Source organism: Deinococcus rubellus, from assembly GCF_025244745.1.
In the GTDB taxonomy this organism is placed as follows: Bacteria; Deinococcota; Deinococci; order Deinococcales; family Deinococcaceae; genus Deinococcus; species Deinococcus rubellus.
Window position 1 is genome coordinate 1823076 of the sequence record NZ_CP104213.1, and the last position, 21800, is coordinate 1844875.

At 63.5% G+C, this 21800-nt stretch carries 20 protein-coding genes; 7 read left to right on the forward strand and 13 right to left on the reverse strand.

Translation table 11 applies throughout. The annotated features are described in order from the left end of the window. Positions 1-13 precede the first annotated feature (13 nt). Positions 14-873, reverse strand: a protein-coding gene (locus tag N0D28_RS09455) for an IS5 family transposase (RefSeq protein WP_260559282.1) whose coding sequence is annotated in 2 segments (ribosomal slippage) — positions 14-516 and positions 516-873 — 861 coding nt in all. Because the reading frame shifts where the segments join, the coding sequence is not laid out codon by codon here. A gap of 116 nt (positions 874-989) precedes the next feature. Here N0D28_RS09455 and lepB point away from each other — a divergent pair. The 3 genes from lepB (at position 990) to N0D28_RS09470 (ending at position 2928) form a co-directional block, all read left to right on the forward strand. Beyond that, the gene (lepB, locus tag N0D28_RS09460; RefSeq protein WP_260559283.1) at positions 990-1787 is read left to right on the forward strand and encodes a signal peptidase I; all 798 of its coding nucleotides are present in this window, start codon (positions 990-992) and stop codon (positions 1785-1787) included. Between the two features lie 175 nt (positions 1788-1962). Next, positions 1963-2448, forward strand: coding sequence for a GreA/GreB family elongation factor (locus tag N0D28_RS09465; protein ID WP_260559284.1), 486 nt, complete (start codon positions 1963-1965; stop codon positions 2446-2448). 129 nt (positions 2449-2577) lie between these two features. Beyond that, positions 2578-2928, forward strand: a complete 351-nt coding sequence (locus tag N0D28_RS09470; RefSeq protein ID WP_260559285.1) for a hypothetical protein — start codon at positions 2578-2580, stop codon at positions 2926-2928. A 63-nt stretch (positions 2929-2991) separates the two neighbouring features. Here the strand turns inward: N0D28_RS09470 and N0D28_RS09475 are convergent, their stop codons facing one another. The 9 genes from N0D28_RS09475 to glnA form a co-directional block, all read right to left on the reverse strand. After that, a complete protein-coding gene (locus tag N0D28_RS09475) occupies positions 2992-3936 on the reverse strand; it encodes an ABC transporter permease (protein ID WP_260559286.1) in 945 nt (314 codons plus the stop codon). Positions 3937-3955: 19 nt separating this feature from the next. Continuing rightward, the gene (locus tag N0D28_RS09480) at positions 3956-4993 is read right to left on the reverse strand and encodes an ABC transporter permease (RefSeq protein WP_260559287.1); all 1038 of its coding nucleotides are present in this window, start codon (positions 4991-4993) and stop codon (positions 3956-3958) included. Between the two features lie 95 nt (positions 4994-5088). Continuing rightward, positions 5089-6699 (reverse strand): ABC transporter substrate-binding protein, encoded by a 1611-nt coding sequence (locus N0D28_RS09485; RefSeq protein ID WP_260559288.1) that lies wholly within the window; start codon positions 6697-6699, stop codon positions 5089-5091. 94 nt (positions 6700-6793) lie between these two features. Then, on the reverse strand, positions 6794-7504 hold the full coding sequence (locus N0D28_RS09490; protein ID WP_260559289.1) for an ABC transporter ATP-binding protein: 711 nt from the start codon (positions 7502-7504) through the stop codon (positions 6794-6796). Next, positions 7497-8360 carry an ABC transporter ATP-binding protein gene (locus N0D28_RS09495; protein WP_260559290.1) on the reverse strand — a complete coding sequence of 288 codons (864 nt, stop codon included), beginning with the start codon at positions 8358-8360 and terminating at the stop codon, positions 7497-7499. Before N0D28_RS09495 ends, N0D28_RS09490 begins: the two co-directional genes overlap by 8 nt. Next, complete coding sequence (locus N0D28_RS09500) at positions 8357-9991, reverse strand: branched-chain amino acid ABC transporter permease (protein ID WP_260559291.1); 1635 nt, start codon at positions 9989-9991, stop codon at positions 8357-8359. The genes N0D28_RS09495 and N0D28_RS09500 overlap by 4 nt, the downstream gene beginning before the upstream one ends. Continuing rightward, positions 9988-11001, reverse strand: coding sequence for a branched-chain amino acid ABC transporter permease (locus N0D28_RS09505; protein ID WP_260559292.1), 1014 nt, complete (start codon positions 10999-11001; stop codon positions 9988-9990). The genes N0D28_RS09500 and N0D28_RS09505 overlap by 4 nt, the downstream gene beginning before the upstream one ends. Positions 11002-11122: 121 nt before the next feature. Continuing rightward, complete coding sequence (locus N0D28_RS09510) at positions 11123-12289, reverse strand: branched-chain amino acid ABC transporter substrate-binding protein (protein WP_260559293.1); 1167 nt, start codon at positions 12287-12289, stop codon at positions 11123-11125. 250 nt (positions 12290-12539) lie between these two features. Beyond that, on the reverse strand, positions 12540-13895 hold the full coding sequence (gene glnA / locus N0D28_RS09515; protein ID WP_260559294.1) for a type I glutamate--ammonia ligase: 1356 nt from the start codon (positions 13893-13895) through the stop codon (positions 12540-12542). Positions 13896-14336: 441 nt separating this feature from the next. On the opposite strand from glnA, the gene N0D28_RS09520 reads away from it, so the two are divergent. Together N0D28_RS09520 and N0D28_RS09525 are read left to right on the forward strand one after the other, a co-directional pair. Next, the gene (locus N0D28_RS09520) at positions 14337-16490 is read left to right on the forward strand and encodes a glutamine synthetase III family protein (RefSeq protein ID WP_260559295.1); all 2154 of its coding nucleotides are present in this window, start codon (positions 14337-14339) and stop codon (positions 16488-16490) included. Positions 16491-16635: 145 nt separating this feature from the next. Continuing rightward, positions 16636-17484, forward strand: coding sequence for an AAC(3) family N-acetyltransferase (locus N0D28_RS09525; RefSeq protein WP_260559296.1), 849 nt, complete (start codon positions 16636-16638; stop codon positions 17482-17484). Positions 17485-17498: 14 nt separating this feature from the next. Here N0D28_RS09525 and N0D28_RS09530 read toward each other — a convergent pair whose 3' ends face one another. Next, a complete protein-coding gene (locus N0D28_RS09530) occupies positions 17499-18509 on the reverse strand; it encodes an NAD(P)/FAD-dependent oxidoreductase (protein WP_260559297.1) in 1011 nt (336 codons plus the stop codon). A 16-nt stretch (positions 18510-18525) separates the two neighbouring features. Next, positions 18526-19884, reverse strand: coding sequence for an FAD-dependent oxidoreductase (locus N0D28_RS09535; RefSeq protein ID WP_260559298.1), 1359 nt, complete (start codon positions 19882-19884; stop codon positions 18526-18528). A 163-nt stretch (positions 19885-20047) separates the two neighbouring features. On the opposite strand from N0D28_RS09535, the gene N0D28_RS09540 reads away from it, so the two are divergent. Together N0D28_RS09540 and N0D28_RS09545 are read left to right on the forward strand one after the other, a co-directional pair. Beyond that, positions 20048-20407, forward strand: a complete 360-nt coding sequence (locus N0D28_RS09540) for a hypothetical protein (RefSeq protein WP_260559299.1) — start codon at positions 20048-20050, stop codon at positions 20405-20407. Positions 20408-20580: 173 nt separating this feature from the next. Further along, positions 20581-21030: a hypothetical protein gene (locus N0D28_RS09545; RefSeq protein WP_260559300.1), complete on the forward strand. Its 450-nt coding sequence runs from the start codon at positions 20581-20583 to the stop codon at positions 21028-21030. A 65-nt stretch (positions 21031-21095) separates the two neighbouring features. On the opposite strand, the gene N0D28_RS15560 is transcribed toward N0D28_RS09545, so the two are convergent. Beyond that, positions 21096-21758: a hypothetical protein gene (locus tag N0D28_RS15560; RefSeq protein ID WP_312846397.1), complete on the reverse strand. Its 663-nt coding sequence runs from the start codon at positions 21756-21758 to the stop codon at positions 21096-21098. Positions 21759-21800 lie beyond the last annotated feature (42 nt).

The window sequence follows — 21800 nt, forward strand, 5'->3', positions numbered from 1 at the left end:
TCTGGCTGAGTTTTCAGAGCCAGAGGACAATGCACGCAACGTGTACAACGGCTAAAAACTGATGTCCACGTTTTTCGTAGCGGGTGGCGAGTGCTCTAAAATCCTTGAGCCGATTGATGTTGCATTCCACCACCTGGCGGCCCTTGTCGGCTTCAGCGTCGAATTTCGGGGGCCGACCTCCACGACTGCCCTTCTTCAACCGCGCTTTCTTGGCATCCTTGCGTTCAGGACAAACACAGACGATCTTGCGGCTCCGCAGTTGCTGACGGTACTTCCGTGCACCGTACGCACGATCTACGCGCACCATCGGCGGACGCTTCCGAGGGCGGCCCGGACCGGGCCGCCGGATGCAGACCTCGTCAAGGAGGGGAAGCAGGTAGGTCGGGTCGCTGGCCTGACCCTCCGACACCAGCACGGCCAACGGGCGGCGTTTTCCCTCGGTCAGCACGTGGATCTTGCTGTTTCGTCCTCCACGGCTGATGCCGAGCCACTCATCGTTGAGTGCCCCCTTTTTTCCAGCTTAGCTGGCTGTTTTCGTGCGCCCACCGCAGCGCGGTGGGCTTTACAACTGGTGCTATCCAGGGACGCGCCGTCCCAATCAATCTTTCCCTGAGCATCTTCCTTGACCTGGAGGGCCACGAGGACGCGTTTCCAGGTGCCATCGCGTGACCAGCGGGTGAAGCGATCCCAACACGTTTCCCAGGGGCCATACCGTTCTGGGATGTCCCGCCACGGTGCTCCCGTCTTCAGCCGCCAGAGAATACCATTGATGACCGGCAGATGCGGCTTGTAGGCATGTCCGTGCCGGGGGTTACCTGGCAATTCAGGCTCCAGTTTTGCCCATTGTTCCGGCGTGAGATCTGTTCTGCCCATGACAGACGACTCTATCAAACTTAGCCAGACAGACCCTAGCGGCAGATCGGGGGAAGGGACGACAGAGTCGATGCTGGTCTCGCCGTTCTCATATCAGAATCTGATAATCACTATCTATGTATAAGAATCTGATAGTTAGGTTTTCCGGTTGGCGGGTGCTGTGGTCGTGGCTGGAGCCGCTGGTGCTGGCCGTCGTCATCACGCAGTTCGGCGTGACGCTGGTCGGGGTGGACGGGGCGAGCATGATGCCCAACTTGCGCGACCACGAGCGGCTGCTGGTTCCCAAGTACGAGACCTGGCTGCACAAGCTCGGGGTGGGTGACTTCAAGCGCGGTGACATTCTGGTCTTCAAACCGCCGACGCAGGCGCTCAACCGTCCGCTGCTGGGCAATTGGCTGGGCCAGTGGACGAATCAGTGGACAAACCAATTCAACTACCGGCCCTTTCTGGTCAAGCGTCTGATTGGCCTGCCGGGAGACTGGGTGCGGATGTCGGGCGGCGAGGTGTTCGTCAATGGCGCGCGGGTGAGTCAGCAGTTCACCGCGGCCTACTGGAGAGCGCAAGGCTGCTGGGACCAGAGCAGTCTGATCGCCGACAACGCTCGCCTGGACACGGCGACGGGTCGGGTCAGCAGCGAGGTGACGCTGGGGGCCGGGCAGTACTTCCTGATGGGTGATAACCGCAGCGCTGTCGGCTCGGAAGACTCACGGCTGTTCGGGCCGGTGGCGCAGCGCGACATCGCGGGCCGGGCGGCGGCAGTGGTGTGGCCCATGGTGCGCCGCCGCGTAGCGAACTACGAGTGTCAGGCCACGTCCAGGCCGCAGGATCACGTGCGTTTCAGCGGCCCGGCGGCGCTCAATCTGCGTCTTCTCAAGCGTCCGGCGGCGTTCGGCGAATCGCTGTCTCCTCGCTGATGTGGCAGGTGGGCCGGGTGGGGGTGTTCCATTCAGCCGCTTCTCACACTATGCTTTGGCAATTCTTGCCCCCGCCGAACTGCTTGTGGCAGAATGACGCCGCTTCAAGTCTGGTTTCAGGTTCATTTCAGCTCCCGCGCCGCTGGCGGCAACGGGACTTCATCACGGAGGACGTATGGCCGCAGAGCATAAGCAGATCAAGCTGACCCAGGAGGGTTTCGAGCGCCTTCAGCGCAATCTGGAGCAGGAGCAGGGCCGCCTGGCCGAGGCCACCCGCATCTTGCAGGAACAGATGGAGGCCAGCACCGATTTCGAGGACACCGGCCTGGAAGACGCCAAGCGCGAGAAGGTCATGATCGAGGCGCGCATCGAGGAGTTCGAGGACACCCTGGCCCGCGCCACCCTCATCACGGGCGATGAACACACCGGCAAGGTCGAACTCGGCAGCGTGCTGGTGCTCTACAACGAGGCCACCAAGCAGGACATGAAGGTGCAGCTCGTCAGCGCGCCGGAAGCCACCATGCGCGGCGGCAGCCTGCCCAAGATCAGCGACGACAGCCCGGTGGGTCGCGAGTTGCTGGGCCGCAAGAAGGGCGAGAGCTTCGTCGTGAATCTGGAAAGCGGCAAGCAGATGAAATACAAGATCAAGAGTCTGGACTGAGCCTGCCCGTTTTACCGAGCTTACCGAGCGCCGGAGTGTCAGGCTTCCGGCGTTTTGTGTTGTCCCGACCTGAATCTTTCTGAAGCTGGGCCGCACCAATCCGCGTTGTCCCGGCGTTAGCGTGACGGCATGGCATACCAGGGCAAGCTCAGCGGCAGTCAGGTGATCGTCCTGGAAAATGACGGCGACCAGACGACCATTCGTCTCAGCTCGGAAGGCCAGCGCCAGAGTAGCAGCGCCAGCACCGGGGAGTGGCAGGGCACACCGGTCCTCTGGCAGTTGGACGACAGCGCCGTCGTAGAGATCAAAACTGGAGACGATTCCGTGTTCTACCGTGTCAAAGGCGGCCAGCTGCAATCCCTGTCCCAGAAGCCTGATCTGGCGACTGCCGAAGCCGTTGACCTCGAGGAAGTGCAGGACGGCACCGGCAAAAGCGAGATGAAGCCGCTGGAGCCGATGAAACCCATGAAGCCAATGTAGATCCGGCACACAAACGCCGCGCCCCTGTTTGAATAAGGGGCGCGGCGTTTGTACTGGAATGCTCTACTGCGTGCTTCTCGGGTCGAGCACGTCTCTCAGCCCGTCGCCGAACAGATTGAAGCCCAGCACGGTCATCAGGATCGCCAGGCCTGGAAAGATCATGGTCCAGGGAGCCTGGGTGTAGTACTCGCGGCTGTCGGCCAACATGGTGCCCCACTCCGGCGTCGGCGGCTGCGCGCCCAGCCCGATAAAGCCCAGCGCGGCGGCCTCGATGGTGGCGGTGGCGATGCTGAGTGCGCCCTGCACGATCAACGGGGTGAGACTGTTGGGCAGCACATGCTTGAAGATGGTGCGGCCCTGCCCCGCGCCCAAAGCGCTGGCGGCCTGCACGAACTCGCGCTCGCGCACGCTCAGCACCACGCTGCGGGCCAGGCGCAGGTAAATCGGAATCTGCACCACGCTCACGGCGATCATGGCGGTGGTCAGGCCGGGCCGGTTGGAAATGCTGACGATGCCGATGGCCAGCAGAATGCTTGGAAAGGCCAGCATCACGTCGCTGAAGTAGCCCAGCACCGTGTCGATCCAGCCGCCGTAGAACCCGGCCAGGATGCCCAGCAGGCTGCCGCTGGTCAGCGCCAGCACCGTGGCGAAAATGCCGATCTGGAGGCTGACCCTGGCTCCATGCAAGACGCGGGTGGCAATGTCGCGGCCCAGGTTGTCGGTGCCGAAGGGGTGCTTGAAGTACAGCACCTTGCCGCTCACAGCGTCGGTGTATTTCTCCTTGGCGTCGGTGTCCCACAGGGCTGAAACGCTCGGCGGTGCGAGGCGGTAGCGGTAATCGATGTCGGTGGACGGGTCGTAGGGCTGGAGTAGTGGAGCCAGCAGGGCCAGCGCCACGAACACCAGCACGATGATGGCCCCGACCTTACCGGGTGTGCTTTTCCTGAATCTGCGCCACAGGATATTTTCCGGCTTCTTACGGGCGGGGGCGGCAGTCACGGTGGTCATTGTGGCCCTCCTGGGGTCGTCATGCGTACTGAATCCGGGGATCGAGGAAGGCGTAGCTGAGATCGACCAGTAGATTGACCAGGCTGACAATCAGCGCCGCGAAGATGACGCCGCCCTGAATCACAGGGTAGTCGCGCAGCGAGATGGCGTCGTAGAGCCACGATCCCAGTCCCGGCCACGAGAAGATGGTCTCGGTCAGCACTGCGCCGCCCAGCAGCGCGCCGATTTGCAGGCCCACCACCGTCACCACCGGCAGCAGCGCGTTTCGCAAAGCGTGCTTGAGGGTCACGCTGCGCGGGGATAAGCCCTTGGCGCGGGCGGTGCGCACATAATCCTGTCCCAGCACTTCCAGCAAGCTGTTGCGGGTAATGCGCGCCGTGATCGCCATCGGAATGGTGCCCAGCGCGATGGACGGCAGGATCAGGTGGCGAAACGCGTCCCAGGCGGCGGCGAACTGACCGCGCAGCAGCCCGTCGAGCACGTCGAGGCCGGTGATCGGCTGGATGGTGTAGGCGATGCTGAGCCGCGAACTCGGCGGCAGCCAGCCCAGCACCACTGCGAAAAACCACGACAGCAGCAGCCCCAGCCAGAACACCGGCATGCTGACCCCCACCAGGCTGACGGTGGTCGCCAGGTTGTCCCAGACGGTGTTGCGCCGCAGGGCCGCGACGATGCCCGCTGGGAGGCCGATGATCAGCGCGAAGAGAATGGCCCCCAGCGCCAGCTCCACGGTGGCGGGAAAGCGGGTTTTGAGTTCGCTCGCCACCGGAATCTGGCTCTTGATGCCGTTGCCGAGGTCGCCCCTGAGCAGCGCCCCGACGTACTTGGGGTACTGGGCGTCGAACAGGTGGGCCGGGTCTTTGTAGTTGATAAACCAGGGCTGATTGAGGCCGAGTTGCTCGCGCAGCCGGGCCGAGGCTTCTGGTGTGGCGCGCTCGCCGAGCATCGCCACCGCCGGGTCGCCGGGAATCGAGCGCACGAAGGCGAACACCACCACGCTGATGCCGACCATCACCAGTAGCGTGCGAAGGAGCCTGCGTAAGATGTAAGCGGCCAAGTCGAGTCCTCCTCTTTCATTTCTGTGGTCTCATTTCTGGTGACGCGCGAACAGGGCGGAGGCACCTTGCGCACTCCGCCCTGCCGTGTCAGCTCTTACTTCTTACCGATGACAGAAATTTTGTTGAAGGCTTCGCTGCCCAGCGGACTGGGCACCCAGCCTTGCACGTAGGTGCGCCGGGCGGCCAGCGGCTGGCTGTGTACGATCGGCAGGCGGTAGTTGGCCTTGTAGGTGATGTCCTGAATCTGCGAGTAGATCTTGGCCTTGGCGGCCTGACCCACGGCGGCGCGGCCCTGGTCGAGCAGCGTGTTGAGTTCCGGCGACTTGAAGTTGATGTCGTCGGCGGCGTTGGGGCCGTAGTAGGCGGCGTAGAAGTTGTCGGGGTCGCCGTAGTCCCCGGTCCAGCCGATCATGTACATGTCGAAGCCGGGTTCCTTGTTGCGGTCTTCCAGGTACTTGGCCCAGTCTTCCGTTTTGAGGTTCACCTTGATGCCGATGGCCGACAGGTCAGCCGCCATCGCCTCGGCAATCGGCTTGGGGTTGGGGAAGTACGGACGGCTCACCGGCATGTACCACAGGTCCAGGCTGATACCGTTGGCGTATCCGGCGTCGGCCAGCATCTTCTTGGCGGCGGCAGGGTCGTACTTGTAGTCGGCGGGGACATTCTTGGAGTTGGCCCAGCTCAGGACCGGCGGCAAAAAGCTGGTGTTCGACACGCCCAGGCCGTTCCAGAAAGCGTCCACGATGGCCTTCTTGTTGATCGCCATGCTGATCGCTTGGCGCACCTTGTCGTTCTTGAGGTATTGGTTGGCGTTGTTGAGGCTCAGAAAACCCACGTTGAAGCTGGGCTTTTTGACGGCGGCCAGGGTCTTGTCGCTGGTCACGTCCTTGAGGCTGTCTGGCGAGAGGTCCGCCGTGAAGTCGATGGTTCCGGCCTTGAGTTCGTTGAGGCGCTGCGAGGCGTCCTTGATCGAGCGGATGACCAGGGTGTCCACCTTGGGCTTGGCACCCCAGTAAGCGGTGTTGGCTTTCAGGGTCACGCGGTCACCGGTCTTCCACGACACGAAGCTGAAGGGTCCGGTGCCCACCGGGGTGCTGTTGGGCGTGCCGTACTTGCCGCCGTCCTTCTTGATGGCCGCTGGCGAGGCGATGCCGAAGTACCCGGCCCCGACCACATCGGGCAGCACTGAGCTGGGCATGTTCAGGTCGAAGCGCACGGTGGAGTCGTCTACCTTGACGATGTCCTTGATGACGGCTCCCTTCTCGCCCTTGAAGCCGCCCAGCAGTTGCCCCACGATCTCGTAGGTGCGGCCCTGGTCGCGGTAGCCGTACTGGTTCTTGGGATCGAAGAAGCGCTGCCAGTTAAATACCACTGCGTCGGCATTAAACGGGGTGCCGTCTTGAAACTTGACGCCCTTGCGGAGATTAAAGGTCCACGAGGTGGCGTCGGCGTTGGCCTTCCAGGAAGTCGCCAGGCCCGGAATGGTGGTGGTGGTGCCGTCCTTGAAATGCACCAGCGTGTCGTAGATCTGATGCTGGACCAGAATGGAGATGCCGTCGGTGATGTTACCGGACTCCAGGCTGACGGGTTCGCCGTTGTTGCCGAACACCAGTGTGGTGGCCTGCGCCGAGAGGCTTGCTGAGGCGGCCAGCAGCGCAGTAAGGAGCAGGGGCTTGAAAACGGCTTTGGTCTTGTATCGGTTCATGAATCCTCCAGAAAAAAGTGGTGAGTTATCCGCCTACTATACCTGCTCGTGCCCGCTGCATGATTCGGCGGGGCGGGCACGAGCGCGGGGCTGTTCAGTCCTCGCCCAGGTAGGCCTTGCGCACGCTCTCGTCCTCGGCGATGTCGGAGGCGTTACCCGACAGCTTGACCTCGCCGGTTTGCAGCACGTAGGCGGTCTTGGCGACGCTCAGCGCCATCTGGGCGTTTTGCTCGACCAGCAGAATGGTGGTTTTGCGCTTGGCGTTCAGCTCCACAATGATGTCGAAAATCGCTTCCACGAACAGGGGCGAGAGGCCCATGCTCGGTTCGTCCAGCAGCAGCAGCTTGGGATTGACCATCAACGCGCGGGCAATCGCCAGCATCTGCTGCTCGCCGCCGGACATGGTGCCGCCGAGCTGGTTCTCGCGTTCCTTGAGGCGCGGGAAGTAGGTAAACCCTTCCTGAATGCGCTCCTCGATGACTTTGCGGTCGGTGACGGTGTGCGCTCCGATTTCCAGATTCTCGCGCACGGTCAGTTGCGGAAAAATCCGCCGTCCTTCCGGCACGTGGCTCATACCCATCTGCATGATCTGGTGGGCGGGAATGCCGGAGATGTCCTTGCCCTGCATGATCACGCTGCCCTGCTTGGGCCGGAGCATCCCGCTGATGGTCCTGAGGGTGGTGGTCTTGCCCGCGCCGTTGCCGCCGATCAGGGCGACGATCTCGCCGTCGGGCACCACCGCGTCGATGCCCTTGAGGGCGTGAATGTGGCCGTAGTAGGTGTGAACGCCCCGGAGTTCAAGCATTCGCGCCTCCGCCCTTGACCGTCTCTTCCTTGCCGTACTCGCCCGCCGCCGCGCCGCGCCCCAGGTAAGCTTCCATCACCTTGGGGTTGTTGCGGACCTCGTGCGGCAGGCCCTCGGCGATCTTGGAGCCGTAGTCGAGCACGGTGATGTATTCGCTCAGGGTCATGACCAGCCTCATGTCGTGCTCGATCAAGCAGACGGTGACGCCCAGATCGTCGCGGATGCGCCGGATCAGGCTCTTGAGTTCTTCTGTCTCGCGCGGATTCATGCCCGCCGCCGGTTCGTCGAGCAGCACCAGTTTGGGACTGGTCGCCAGGGCGCGGGCGATTTCGAGCTTGCGCTGGTCGCCGTAGGGCAGATTGGTGGCCAGTTCGTGCCGGAAGCGGCCCAGGCCGACGAAGTCGAGCATCAGGTTGGCGACGTCCTCGGCCTCTTTCTCGGATTCGTGAAAGCGCTTGGTCCGCAGCAGCGAGTCGATGTATCCGGCCTTGAGGCGCGAGTGGCGGCCCACCATCACGTTTTCCTGGCTGTCCATCGAGGCGAACAGCCGGATGTTCTGGAAGGTGCGGGCGATGCCAGCCGCCGTGACCTGATCGGGCCTGAGCCCCACCAGGTTGTCTCCATCGAGGTTTACCGTGCCGCTGGACGGCTCGTAGATGCCGGTGATCATATTGAAGAAAGTGGTTTTTCCCGCGCCGTTGGGGCCGATTACACTGACGATGCTCTGGCGCGGAATCTCCAGATCAACGTTGTTGACCGCTGTCAGGCCGCCGAAAATTTTGGTCAGCCCTTTGATGCTGAGAATGGTACCGGAAGCCGCTGGCTTTCCGAGATTTGGACGCGCAGCAGCCGTCATTGGGTTCCTCCGCCGCGCTCGTCGTCGGCCCGTGTGGCAATGCCCGGCGAGTAGACTTCCGCCGCGTTTTCAGGGTTGAGTTCACCGGCAATCGAGTCTTGCGGCGTCAGGTTGTCGCTTGGGTTGTCGTCCTCGTGCATCATGCGGCGCTGCCGAACGCTGGGCAGGAGTCCTTCGGGCCGAAACAGCATCATGGCGACCAGAATGCTGCCGAACACCAGGCGCTGGAGCTGCGCCGGATTGACCTGCGGCGGGATGTTGAGGCTGGCGGTGGCCTCACCCAGCGAGGGCAGGAGGGAAATGTTGAGGATGGTGACGACGGCGGCTCCCAGAATCACGCCGGGAATACTGCCCAGGCCGCCCAGCACCACCATACTCAGCACCGAGATGGACTGGTTGAGGATGAACGATTCGGGGCTGATAAAGCCCTGCTTGGCCGCAAAAATCACGCCCATGATGCCTGCGAAGCTGGCCCCCGTTGCGAAGGCGATCAGCTTGGTCTGCACCAGCGGTACGCCCATCGCCTGCGCAGCGATCTCATCCTCGCGGATGGCGATCCAGGCCCGCCCGATCTTGGAGCGGTCAAGCCGCATGTTGGCCAGAATGATGACCGCAATAATAATCAGCACCACGAAATACAGAAAAAACAGATTGTACTGGTCTGGCGTGAAGCCTATCGCTCCGGCCAGTGAGTTGAACCACGGCACCGAGGCCGAACCGATGGGTGTAATGCCCTGCGAGCCGTTGGTGTAGGTACCGAGGTTGTTGGCCAGCACCCGGATGACCTCACCCAGGCCCAGCGTGATGATGGCGAGGTAATCACCTTTGAGCTTGAGCACCGGCAGGCCGATCAGTACGCCGACGCTGGCCGCCGCCGCGATGGCCAGAATCAGGAACAGCCAGAAGAAATTGGGATTGATGCCGTTCGGTAAGCCTGACGCGTTGGCCGCCACCAGCATGACCACGCCGCGCGCCAGCAAAATGACCCCGATGACCAGGCCCAGCGCCGCCAGCAGGAAAGCCCAGTTGGCGACGGGCGTGCGTTTGCCCTTGACCCGGTTGATGGTCCGCAGGCTCAGCGCCGTGACGATCAGGAGCACCAGGCCGCCCACCGCCACCACCGGGCCGTTGTTGGCGCTGTTGTCTTTGAAGTAGGTCAGCACCTTGCCGATCTGCCCGCTGCCGAAGATGCCCCAGGTGTAGGCTCCCACGGCGAAGAAGGCGATGTAGCCCAGGTCGAGCAGCCCGGCCAGCCCCACCACGATGTTGAGGCCCAGCGACAGCGCGGCGAAGATGCCGATCTGGATGGCGAGGTCGAGCACCGAGGTGTTGTCGCGACCGGCCCACGGCAAGATCAGGAACAGACTCAGCCCACCGACCAGCAATTTGGCCCACAAGCTGGCTTTCCAGCGGTAGGCGAACAGCAGATTGGCCAGAAAGAAGGTGAGCACCAGCGAGGCGACCAGCGGATTCTTGAGGAAATTGGCCAGCGCTGAAGGCAGGCGCGCGAGCCAGGCGCTTTCCTGGCTGACCAGCAGCAGTGCGCTGCTGATGACGGCCAGAATGATCAGCGCCAGGCTGCGGTCAGGCGCACTGATGGGCGGCTGCGAGCCTGGACGGATGGCCGTCATACTTTCTCCACATTGCTGCGGCCCAGCAGGCCGGTGGGCTTGAAGATCAGGATCAGGACCAGCACCAGGAAGGCCCCGATGCGCTGATACGACGAGTCGATGACACCCAGGTTGGCGATGTTGAGTGCGCCGCCCAGGATGTTGGTCACGCCGATCAGATTCTGGATGACGCCCAGTACCAGCCCGCCCAGCACCGCGCCGGGAATGGAGCCGATGCCGCCGAGCACGGCTGCCGTGAAGGCGATGATGCCCGGATCGAAGCCCGAGTAGGCGTTGACGGTGCCGAACTTGAGGCCGAACAGCACGCCGCTGATGCCGCCGAGCGCGCCGCCGATCAAAAAGGTCAGGCTGATGATGCCGTTGGCGTCAATGCCCATCAGTCCCGAGGTGACCCGGTCCTGGGCCACCGCGCGGATGGCGCGGCCCAGCTTGGTGAAGTTCACCAGGTAGTTGAGGGCGGCCAGCGAGAGCAGCGCCACGATGACCACAATCACTTCCTTGACTTGCAAGCTGATGCCGATGGTGCCCAGGAATTTGCCGACGCCGGGGCAAGTGCTGTCGGGGCCGCAAAACGGCGTGCTGAAGCCGGTGGGCAACTGGTAGGTCAGATCGAAGCGGCCCTGAAAGCCCTCGATGATGCGGATTACGTCTTGCAAGATCAGCGAGACGCCGATGGCAGTGATGAGTGGCACCAGCCTGGGCGCGTTTCTGAGGGGGCGGTAGGCCAGGCGCTCGATCAGGATATTGAGCAGCCCCGAGGCCACCATCGCCGCGATCAGTGCGATCAGCAGCTTGAGATAGCCGTTCATCTCGGAGCCGTTCAGAACCCGGAAAATTTCGAAGCCCACCACCGCGCCGGTGACGAAGACTTCCGAGTGGGCGAAGTTGATGAGCTGCAAGACGCCGTACACCATGGTGTAGCCCAGCGCGATGATGGCGTAGACGAAGCCCAGCACCAGCCCGCTGACGACCACGCCCACCAGGAACGGCGCGAGTGTTGCGAAGTCCAAGAATTCCCTCCTTTTGCGGTGATAGAACCGCGTCCATCAGTTCAGCGTCAGGTTCGCTATGCAAAAAAGGGGCCGGGCGCGTTGCCCAGCCCCTGCTTCGAGGCCGCGAGGCCTTGATGGCTTAGTTGATTGCGGACTTGACGTTGATGGTGGAATCGAGGGTGAACTTGCCGTTGTTGATGCTCATGATGTACATCTTGGCGGCTTTGCGGTCGCCCATGCTGTTGAACTGCACGGTGCCGGAAAGCAGGCCGGTGGCGCGGACCTTGCGCATGGCGGTCTCGACCTGTTCGCGGCTGGGCAGCTTGTTGCCGTTGTCTTTGACGGCCAGCAAGACGCCCTGGAGCGTGACCTTGGCGGCGTCGTAGCCGAAGATGCCGAAGCCCTGGATATCCTTGCCGTAGGCCTTGCTATAAGCGTCGGCGACTTTCTTGGCGGCGGGCAAAGCGACCAGAGCCTCGGCGGGAGCCGCGACGGTGGTGTAATAGACGTTGTCGGAGCCTTTGCCGCCGATGGTGACCATCTGCTCGCTGTCCAGGCCGTCGCCGCCGACCAGCGGCACCATGACGCCCTGCTCGCGCAGCTGCTTGACGAACACGCCGATCTGGTTGTAGATGCCGCCGAAGTAGATGGCGTCAGGTTTGGTCAGTTTGATCTTCTGAATGATGGCCGAGAAGTCACTCTTTTCCTCGGTGCCCTCATCGCCGGAAATCTTGATGTTCTTGGCCAGCAGGGCCTTCTTGACTTCCGTCACCAGGCCTTCGCCGTACGCGGTCTTGTCATTGAGCAGGTAGACGCTTTTGGCCTTGAGCTTGCCGGTCAGGAAGTTGGCTCCGGCAGGTCCCTGGGCGTCGTCACGGGCGACGATGCGGTTCATGTTCTTGAGGCCACGGTCGGTGACCTGGTTGGCGGTGTTGGCCGGGCTGACCATCGCCACGTGGCTGGGCGCGAGCGCCGCACTGGCGGGAATGGCCACACCGGAATTGAGCGTTCCGACGACGGCCAGGATGCTGCTGTCGGCGGCGATCTTGCGCGCGGCGGCGGTGCCGGTGGCCGGGTCGGCCTGGTCGTCGTAGCCGGTGAGGCTCAGATCGAAGCCGAGTTTCTTGAACTGGGCCACGTACTCGTTGACAGCGAGCTGCGCGCCGTTCTTGATCTGGCTGCCGAGGTCAGACTGACCACCGGAGAGGGGCGAGATGCTGGCGATCTTGAGTGAGGTCTGGGCGCTGGCCGCGCCGAGCGTCAAGCTGCCGAGCAGGGTCAGGGCGAGAATGCTGGTTTTCTTCATAAGCCTCCAGGTGCTGCTAGAGCAGGCACAGTTGTTGTGGGAACTTCCGACAGTCTAAGAGCAACTTAAAGAGATGTCAATGCAAAGCTCATCCCCTATTCCGCAACTCTTCTTAATTTAAGCGACTAGCTGTGGAGTATTATTGCTTTCTGATCAAGTTTTGAGCAATTCTCACTACTTTACCGGTCAAATGTTCATTCGGCAGCCCAGTCTGTGTCCGGGTGATGACGTTCGCCGGGCTGGGGTTGCCTCAGACCAGATCGAGATACTGTTCGATCTCCCAGGGGTGCACCACGGCGGCGTAATTGCGCCACTCGGCCCGCTTGGCGCGCAGATAATGCTCAAGCGCGTGGTTGCCCAGCGCCGCCGAAATCACCTCGTCGCGCTCCAGGCTGTCGAGCGCGTCGTAGAGGTCGCGCGGCAATTCGCGGACCCGGTGGTGACGTTTCTCGCGCACCGTCATCTGGTAGATGTTGCGCTGGATGGCCGGGGGCGGCACGGTCTTCTGCTCAATGCCGTCCAGGCCCGCTGCCAGCATCACGGCCAGCGCCAGATACGGATTGCAGCTCGGATCGGGCAGCCTGAACTCGGCCCGCGTGGAGTTGCCCCGCTTGGCTGGAACCCGCACCAGCGCCGAGCGGTTGGAGGTACTCCAGGCCACGTTGACCGGCGCTTCGAAGCCTGGCACCAGCCGCTTGAACGAGTTGACCGTCGGGTTGGTCAGCGCACATATCCCCGGCGAGTGTTCGAGCAGCCCACCGATGAAGTGCAGCGCCGTCTCGGACAGTTCGAACTCGCCCGCCGGATCGTGGAAAGTGTTGTGGCCGTCCCTGAACAGCGAGAGGTGAACGTGCAGGCCTGAGCCGTTGACCCCGGCCACTGGCTTGGGCAGAAAGCTGGCCAGCAGACCGTACTCCAGCGCCACCCGCTTGACCACGAATTTGAAGGTGCTGATGGCGTCGGCGGCGGCCAGGGCGTCCTGGTAGCGGAAATCAATTTCATGCTGGCCCGGCGCGGCCTCGTGGTGCGCGCCCTCGATCTCGAAGCCCATCTCGACCAGTTTGTTGGCGATTTCCCGGCGCAGCCGTTCACCCTTGTCGAGTGGGGCCAGATCGAAGTACCCCGCGTGGTCGCCAGTGCGGGTGGTGCCGCGCCCGTCCTCACCGCGTTCGAACAGAAAGAATTCCGGCTCGGTGCCCGCGTACAGGGTCAGGCCCGCCTCGGCGGCGCGGGCGATCTGGCGCTTGAGCACGAACCGGGGGTCGCCGGGAAACGGTTCGCCGGAAGGCAGATTCACGTCGCAGATGATGCGGGCCACCTTGCCGCGCTCGCCTTCCTCGCGCGAGAACTGCGGGTAGATCAGGAAAGTGGAGAGGTCCGGCGCGAGCAGCATGTCGGATTCCTCGATGCGGGTAAAGCCCTGAATCGAGGAACCGTCGAACATCACGCCCCCGGAGAGCGCTTTCTCGAACTGGCTGCGCGGCACCTCGATGTTCTTGATGGTACCCAGAATATCGGTGAATTGCAGCCGCAGAAAATTGACCCGGCCTTCCTGGAGGAGTTCCAGCACGCGGGCCTGGGTGGGTGGGGGAGGATGGTCGGTCATGAGGGGAGCCTCGCAGGAGTGAAAGAGGGCTGGGAGAGCACTGGGATGTTCGAACTGGACAGCTTCGCCGGTCAAAGCGTGAACTGAAATCGGCACCAGTCGGAGTGTGAAGCGCGGTAAACCCCAGAGTAGAGGTCCGCGCTTGCGCCGGGCAAGCAGGCGTGGCCGGGCCGGAGACGGCACCTCGGATCAGCCGATCAGACCCATTTTGCAACTATGGACACCCTGCAAAATGTACCAACAAACCTGGATGCTTGTGCAGTGCACACGGCCCAAAGCGGCATTTGGCCAGCGTCCGCGCCGGCTCGGGGGTGGCAAACCTGCAAGTTGTCTGACAAATCGTTGACGCCTTTTTCTCGCCGCGTCTATACTCAGCCCAAGTCAACAGGCCCTCTTGCTGCGCTGACCCCGGTGCCCCCCCCTCACCCAAGGAGAACCCAGATGAATCAGGACTTTGAAGTCGTCGCGGCGGCGCGCAACTGGCGCGTGGATGTGGAGCAGCAGTACACCCCCAGCGAGATGATCGGCGAGGTCTTCGGCTCGGACGTGCTGACGCTCGAAACCCTGCGCCAGCGCTTGTCCAAACCGATGTTCAAGAGTCTCCAGGCCACCCTGGAGCGCGGCGACCCGCTCGATCCCAGGATCGCCGACGCGGTGGCGCTGGCCATGAAAACCTGGGCGATGGACAAGGGAGCCACCCACTACACCCACTGGTTTCAGCCGCTGACCGGCGGCACTGCCGAGAAGCACGACAGCTTCCTCGCGCCCAGCAGTGACGGCACGGCGCTGGCCCAGTTTTCCGGCAGCGAGCTGATTCAGGCCGAACCTGACGCCTCCAGCTTTCCTTCGGGGGGCCTGCGGGCCACCTTTGAAGCGCGTGGCTACACTGCCTGGGACCCCTCCAGCCCGGCGTTCATCATGCGCCACGCCAACGGCGCGACCCTGTGTATCCCCACCGCCTTCGCCTCGTGGACCGGCGAGGCGCTCGACCTCAAGACGCCTCTCCTGCGCTCCATCGAGGCGCTCAACAAGGCCGTGGTTCCGGCGCTTAACCTCTTCGAGACGCCGGTGGGCCGGGTCAGCAGCAGCCTCGGCGCGGAGCAGGAATACTTCCTGATCGACGAGGACTACTTCTACCGCCGCCCCGACCTGGTGATGACAGGCCGGACCCTCTTTGGCGCAAAGCCCCCGCGCGGCCAGGAACTTGAAGACCATTACTTCGGCGCGATTCCCGATAGGGTGCTGAGCTTCATGACCGACGCCGAGACGCAGCTCTACGCCCTGGGCATTCCGGTCAAGACCCGCCACAACGAGGTCGCGCCCGGCCAATTCGAGATCGCCCCGATTTACGAGCAGAGCAACGTGGCCGCCGACCACCAGCAACTGACCATGCAGATTCTGCGCAACACCGCCCGCAAGTACGGTCTGGTGGCCCTGATGCACGAGAAGCCCTTCGCGGGCATCAACGGCTCGGGCAAGCACTGCAACTGGAGCATGGGCACCGATCTGGGCGACAACCTGCTCGAACCCGGCGCGACCCCGCACGAGAACTTGCAGTTCCTGTTTTTCTGCTCGGCGATCATCAAGGCGGTGGACGAGCACCAGGATTTGCTGCGCATCAGCGTGGCCTCGGCCAGCAACGACCACCGCCTGGGGGCCAACGAAGCGCCGCCTGCCATCATCAGCATCTTCCTGGGCACTGAACTCACCGAGATCCTTGACCGCATCTCCAGCGGCCAGGGCGGACGCGGGCAGGTCGCTGGGTTTCTAGGCCTGGGATCGAGCGTCTTGCCGCAGATTCCGCGCCACGCCGGAGACCGCAACCGCACCAGCCCGTTTGCCTTCACCGGCAACAAGTTCGAGTTCCGGGCAGTGGGCAGCTTGCAGAGTATTTCTTTTCCTATTACGGTCCTCAATACCGTCGTGGCCGACGCGGTGCAGGCGCTCACCACCGACCTCAAGTCCAGGCTTGGTAGCGGCCAGGACCTGCATACGGCGGTGGGTGAACTGGTCAAGACCACCTACGACGCCCACAAGAGGGTCGTCTTCAACGGCGACGGCTACGCTGACGAGTGGCACCAGGAAGCCGAGCACGGGCGCGGCCTGCTCAACATGCGAACCAGCCTTGACGCCATCGCGCACCTGACCGATGCCAAGAACGCCGAACTGTTCAGCCGCTACAGCGTTCTGAGTGACCGCGAACTGGCCGCCCGCCAGGAAATCATGTACGACATCTATTTCAAGACCGTCAACATCGAGGGCGAGACCACCGAGTCGGTGGCTGCCACCCAGATCATGCCCGCCGCGCTGGCGTACCTGGCCGAGCTGAGCGGCATCAAGCAGGGAAGGGCCGCCGCCGCCATTTCCGAAGAAGTGGCCGCTGCTGCCGACGAGATGTATGACGCTGTGTGCAAGCTGCGCGAGGAAAACGCGGCCGAGGGGGGCGAGGAAATCCACGAGAAGGCCCACCACATGCAGCAGAACGTGCTGCCCGCCATGCAGGCGGTGCGGGTGGCTGCCGACAAGCTCGAGAAAGTCGTGGCCGCCAAGCACTGGCCCATGCCGACCTACCGCCAGATGCTGTTCGTCAAATAAATTCGGGGCAAGAAAGGACCAGAAGAGGTCGCCGCGTGTTGTGGCGGCTTTTTTCTGGCACAGGATGAAGCGTGCTTTCCGAAAGCTTTAAAATATAGGGGAAAAAGCCTGGGTGGCCACTTCCTTTCGCGCTAGACTGGACGTGATGCTCAACATGCTGCGCCGCCCCCAGGTTACGGCTGCCATGATCGCCGAAGGTCTGGCCGCGCTGGGACTGGACGGCTCTCAGCACGCCATCGTCCACGCCAGCCTGCGCTCGTTCGGGCAGGTCGAGGGCGGAACAGCGGCGCTGCTGGGCGAACTGAGGCGGCACACGGCCACCCTGAGCGCCCCGGCCTTCACCTACGCGACCCTGCTGCGCTCGCCCACGTCCTCGGTCTACGCCACCTTCAACCGCGACACGCGGGTCAGCCGCGACATCGGGCGGGTGCCGCAGCTTCTGGTTGAGCAGGCCGACGCCCTGAGATCGTTTCATCCGGCGCTGAGCTTCGTGGCGCTGGGTGAGCAGGCCCGCGCCATCGTAGAGGCGCAGTCGCTGACCAACCCCTACGGCCCCATCGGCGCGCTTTACGATCTCGACGCGGTGTCGCTGCTGCTGGGTGTGGACCACTCCAGCAACACTTCCCTGCACTACGGCGAGTATCTGGCGGGGGTGCCGCTGCTGACCCGCTATGTGCCGCTGGGCGGCAACGTGGTGCCCAGCGCCTTTCCCAACTGCTCGGCAGATTTCGAGAACATCGCGCCGTATGTGCAGGGTAAGCAGGTCACGGTGGGCCGCGCCCATCTCAGCGCCTACCGGGTGCGCGATCTGGTGGACGGGGTGCGGACCTTCCTGGCCACCCACCCTGAGGGGATGCTCTGCACCTACCCGACCTGCCGCTGTCAGGAAGTCCGCCGCCTGATCCGCACCGAGGGCCTGAGACCCAGGGTGCATAGCGGGTTGCCGGTGGGCGCGCTCGGCCTCACCGGGGACCTGACCTCGCGGGTAGGGTAAACCCCCCGCCAGTTTCAGTCGTCTGCTGGTTGCGGCAGCCGACGATCGCTGCTGTGCCCCGGTCTGGCCTTCAGCGCCGGATTCACGAACTGGGCTGCGAAGTTGGCCGCCAGCGCCGCCTGTGCCAGTCCAACCGAGAGCAGCTTGAAGTCGCCGCCCGTCAGGCTCACGTCGCCCGCCACGAAGACGCCGGGCAAGCGCGTCATCTGTGTGGCGTCCGCCGGGATGTACTCGCCCTGCCAGCCGAGCGGCCAGCTTTGCAGCGCCGACAGATCGGGCAGGTGTCCGTTGGCAACGTAGACACTGTCGGCGGCAATGTGCCGGAGGTCATTCCCGATTCTGAGCCACATGCCCGCTTCGTCCAGCCGTTCGGGTTCGGCAGGCGCGTGGACGGTGATCTGACCTTCCCGCTTCAACTCTTCAAGTGGCCTGAGCTGCGCCGGGCTGCCGCGAAACAGCGCCCGGCGGTGCGTCAGCGTGACCTGCGCGCCAGCAGCGGCCAGGTCGAGCGCGGCCCGCACTGCCTGCGGCACGCCGCCCACGATCAGCACGGATTTACCTTTGAAAGCTGAAGGCTCTACCAGTACGGTCCGCACGTCAGGGTGCTGTCCGCCGAGCCTGCTCTCACGTGGCAGCAGCGCGCCCAGCCCTGCTGCCACGATCACGGCGCGGGCCGGATAGCTGGCCCGGTCCGACGTGACCGTCCAGCCCCGCTCAGTTTGGCTCAGAGACGTCTGGGTCAGCGTCTGCGCCAGCTCGCTCAGGCGGTAGTCCGGGCTGAAGGGCGCGAGCTGAGTTGCCAGCGCGGCCACGATGTCGGCGGCGCTGGCCGAGGGCGATCCCGGCAGGTCGTAGACCAATTTGTCGGGATACAGGGCGCTGAGCTGGCCGCCGACTTCCGGCTGGACGTCGATGAGACGCACACTGAGGCCGCGTAGCCCGGCGTAGAAGGCGGCGTGCAGGCCCGCAGGCCCCGCCCCGATGATCAGCAGGTCAGTGGGAGCAGCGGGCTGCAATGGGGTCATCTGTGCGTGGTGAGACTCAGCGCTTGGCCCGGATGACTTCGAACATCGCCTCACGGTGGGCCACCTTCAGCCGGGGACGGCCTGCCGCCTGCCCGCTGCTCAGCTCGTGGGCGTCGAGTCTGAGGTAATCTTCGAGGCTCACCACGTCCACCTGCCGTGAGGCCAGCAGCGCGTCCACGGCGGCCCTGCCTGCCTCGGGCGCGGGCGTCAGGTCCGGCACATCTTCGAGCAGGGTGGCCACCGTCTCGGCGGCGTCGGCCTTGTTGGTGCCGATGACGCCGCTGGGGCCGCGCTTGATCCAGCCAGCGGTGTATTCGCCGCTTCGGCCTTCGATCCGGCCCCGCGTGTTGGGAATGACGCCGCGTTTGTCGTCGAACGGGACCCCGCTCAGCGCCACACCCTTGTAGCCCACACTCCGCAGCACCATCTGCACCGGCAGCACCTCGAACTGGCCGCTGCCCACCGCATTGCCCTGGGCGTCCAGGTGGTTTTTCTCGATGCGGACCCCGGCCACCTGCCCCTGGGCATCACTGATCAGCTCAACCGGCGACACCAGAAAGCGCAGGTGGACGCGCCGGGGCTGACCCTGCGCCGCCCTGAGGGCGAACTCGCGCAACACATCCACGTTGCGCTTCACCACGTTGTCGCTGATGGCGGCGTAGTCCTCGTCGCTGACGGCGATCTCCTCGGGCCGCACCACCACGTCCGCACCCGCCAGTTCGCCGAACTCGCGCAGCTCCTTGGTCGTGAACTTGGCTTGCAGCGGGCCGCGCCGTGAGAGCAGGTACACGTCCTCGACCTCCGAATGCTCTAGCGCCGTCAGCGCGTGGGCAGCGATGTCGGAGGTGTGCAACTCGGCCATCGTCTTGGCCAGGATGCGGGCCACGTCCAGCGCCACGTTGCCCGCGCCCACCACCGCCACCCCCGAGGCGTGCAGCAGCATCTCGCGGGCGGCGGCGTCAGGGTGACCGTTGTACCAGGCGACGAATTCGGTGGCGCTGAGGCTGCCGCCCAGGTCCTCGCCGGGGATGTTCAGCCGCCGGTCCGAGGACGCTCCCACGGTGTAGATCACCGCGTCGTAGTGTGCCCTGAGTTCCCCCACGCTGAGATTCTGGCCCACTTCCACATTGCCCAGAAAGCGCACGCGCGGGTCGCCCAGCACTTTCTGAAAGAGGGTTGTCACGGATTTGATCTTGAGATGGTCGGGCGCGACGCCGTAGCGAACCAGGCCGTAGGGCGTGGGCAGGCGGTCAAACACGTCTACCTCCACCGGCACCTGAAGCTGCTTGAGCAGCGCGTCGGCGGCGTAGATACCGCTGGGACCGCTGCCGATCACGGCGGCGCGCAGCGGGCGGGCGGAGGAGAAGACAGTCATACTTGAGAGTGTACAAGAGACACCAAGCGCTGCTTTGTACCTGTCTTATTTATGCCTGTCTTACACTGGCGCGCCGGTGATGCGGTCTGGGCCGTCAGGCCCCCCAGTGGGGGGTAAGTGGGGCCACCCTCCTCATCGCCGAAATCCGCTAAAATGTGAGCTGATGCGTGTTGTCCTGGCGGTGCTGGCGGTGGCGGTGGCGATTCTGTACTTCACCTTTGGAGTTCGGGTGGGGGCAGCGACCCTCACGCCACTGTACCTGCTCAACGCCCAGGGCCAGAGCAGCTACCCGTTCCGGACCTACCAGGCGGGCAAGTTGACGGTTACCGGCAGTTGCCAGGGCAAGGGTGGTCAGGCCACCCTGCGTTTACTGGCCCCCGACGGCACCGCCCTCAGCGCCGTGCTGTGCAGGCAGGGCAGCTGGTCACTCGATATGAACGGCTCCGGTGAGGCGGGAACGTACCTTCTCAACGTCGAGTATCAGCACTACACCGGGCGACTGGAACTCAACGCGGTGTACTGATCTGGCCTCCGGTGGAGAGCCGACCAAGGGGAGGACGAGAAGCGGCGGGTTCTGTGTTGCGGAACCACGAACGGCGGGGTTCCACTTTGTGGTGGAATGAAGCGCAACATGCCGGAGCACCGGAGGTCCGGCCCGCGCTTGCCGCAGGCCCACTTGCCTCTATACTGCTGCGCATGGACGATTTGCTCAAAGGACGCCTTGGCGGCGCGGACGGATATACCATCCGCTGCGCCATCGACGGCGACAAGATTGTGGGCCGTGCGGGCGGCAAGCTCAGCGGCAAGGATATTGACCTCGAAATTACCGAGCGCGGCGTGGCTGGCAGTGTGGGCGACGAAAGCGTGAAGATCGAGCTGCAAGACGGCGAACTGCGCGGCAATGTGGGTAAGGAGACCCTGACCCTGCGCGGCGTGGACCGGGTCACCGGCTACCTCGGTGCGCCGATTGTCGGCTGGAACATCTCGGCGCAGCAGACCGGCGAGAAGCTCGAAGGCCGCCTGGGCAGCACCGTGCTGGGCCGCGAATTCAGCCTCGATCTGGGCAGCGCGCCCGGCTGGGTCGGCACTTTGGTCGCGGTGGTGGCGTTCTACGCCCTGGAGCCCCGCGCCAGCCTGAGCCACTGAGCTGAGCAGAAAATCAGGCCGCGCGCCCGTGTGGAGCGCGGCCTGATTTTCTGTTGTGGGGTGGTTCAGTCGCTCAGGTGGTAGTACGCCTTGACCGCTATGTAATCATTCAGATTTGGGCCGTGCAGCGAGAGTGGAGTGATTTTCGTGGCGGGAATAATAATGACTCGGAAATTATCAAATTGGTCCTTCTTAACAATTTGCCCAGCCGAGTTCAGCTCCCCGCGTCTTATCTCCAGATTTCCGTCAAGAACATCTATGGCAATGAATGATGTCGTTTCAGAAAGAATATTATATCCCGGTACAGGAATCCAGCTATTAAAGAGTTCAGAGTAGCAGAGCACGATGCTCGAGTCGAGCTGTGCTTGCGTGAAAGCCGTCACGGTGTATATCTTAATGTTCCCACTGTAGTTCACATTTGGTGAGTTATAAGCAATTGTGTACTGCTCCACGTTGGCGTTGCCTGTTGGGCCTGTTGGGCCTGTTGGGCCTGTTGGGCCGGGCGTGCCTGATGCGCCCTGAGAACCTGGTGCTCCAGTCGTGCCTGTTGGCCCGGCTGGGCCTGTTGCTCCGTCGGTGCCATTCTGGCCTGCCTGGCCTGCTACTCCGGTCTGGCCGGTGGTGCCCTGACTTCCCTGAGTGCCCTCTGGCCCGACTGGTCCGCGAGGTCCGGCACAGGCACTCAGCAGCAGGGCGGCGCTGAGCAGAGCAAGGATTGTTCTGGACATGAAACCTCCGCTGGCCCTACTCAGGAGCCAGTCCGTCGAGAA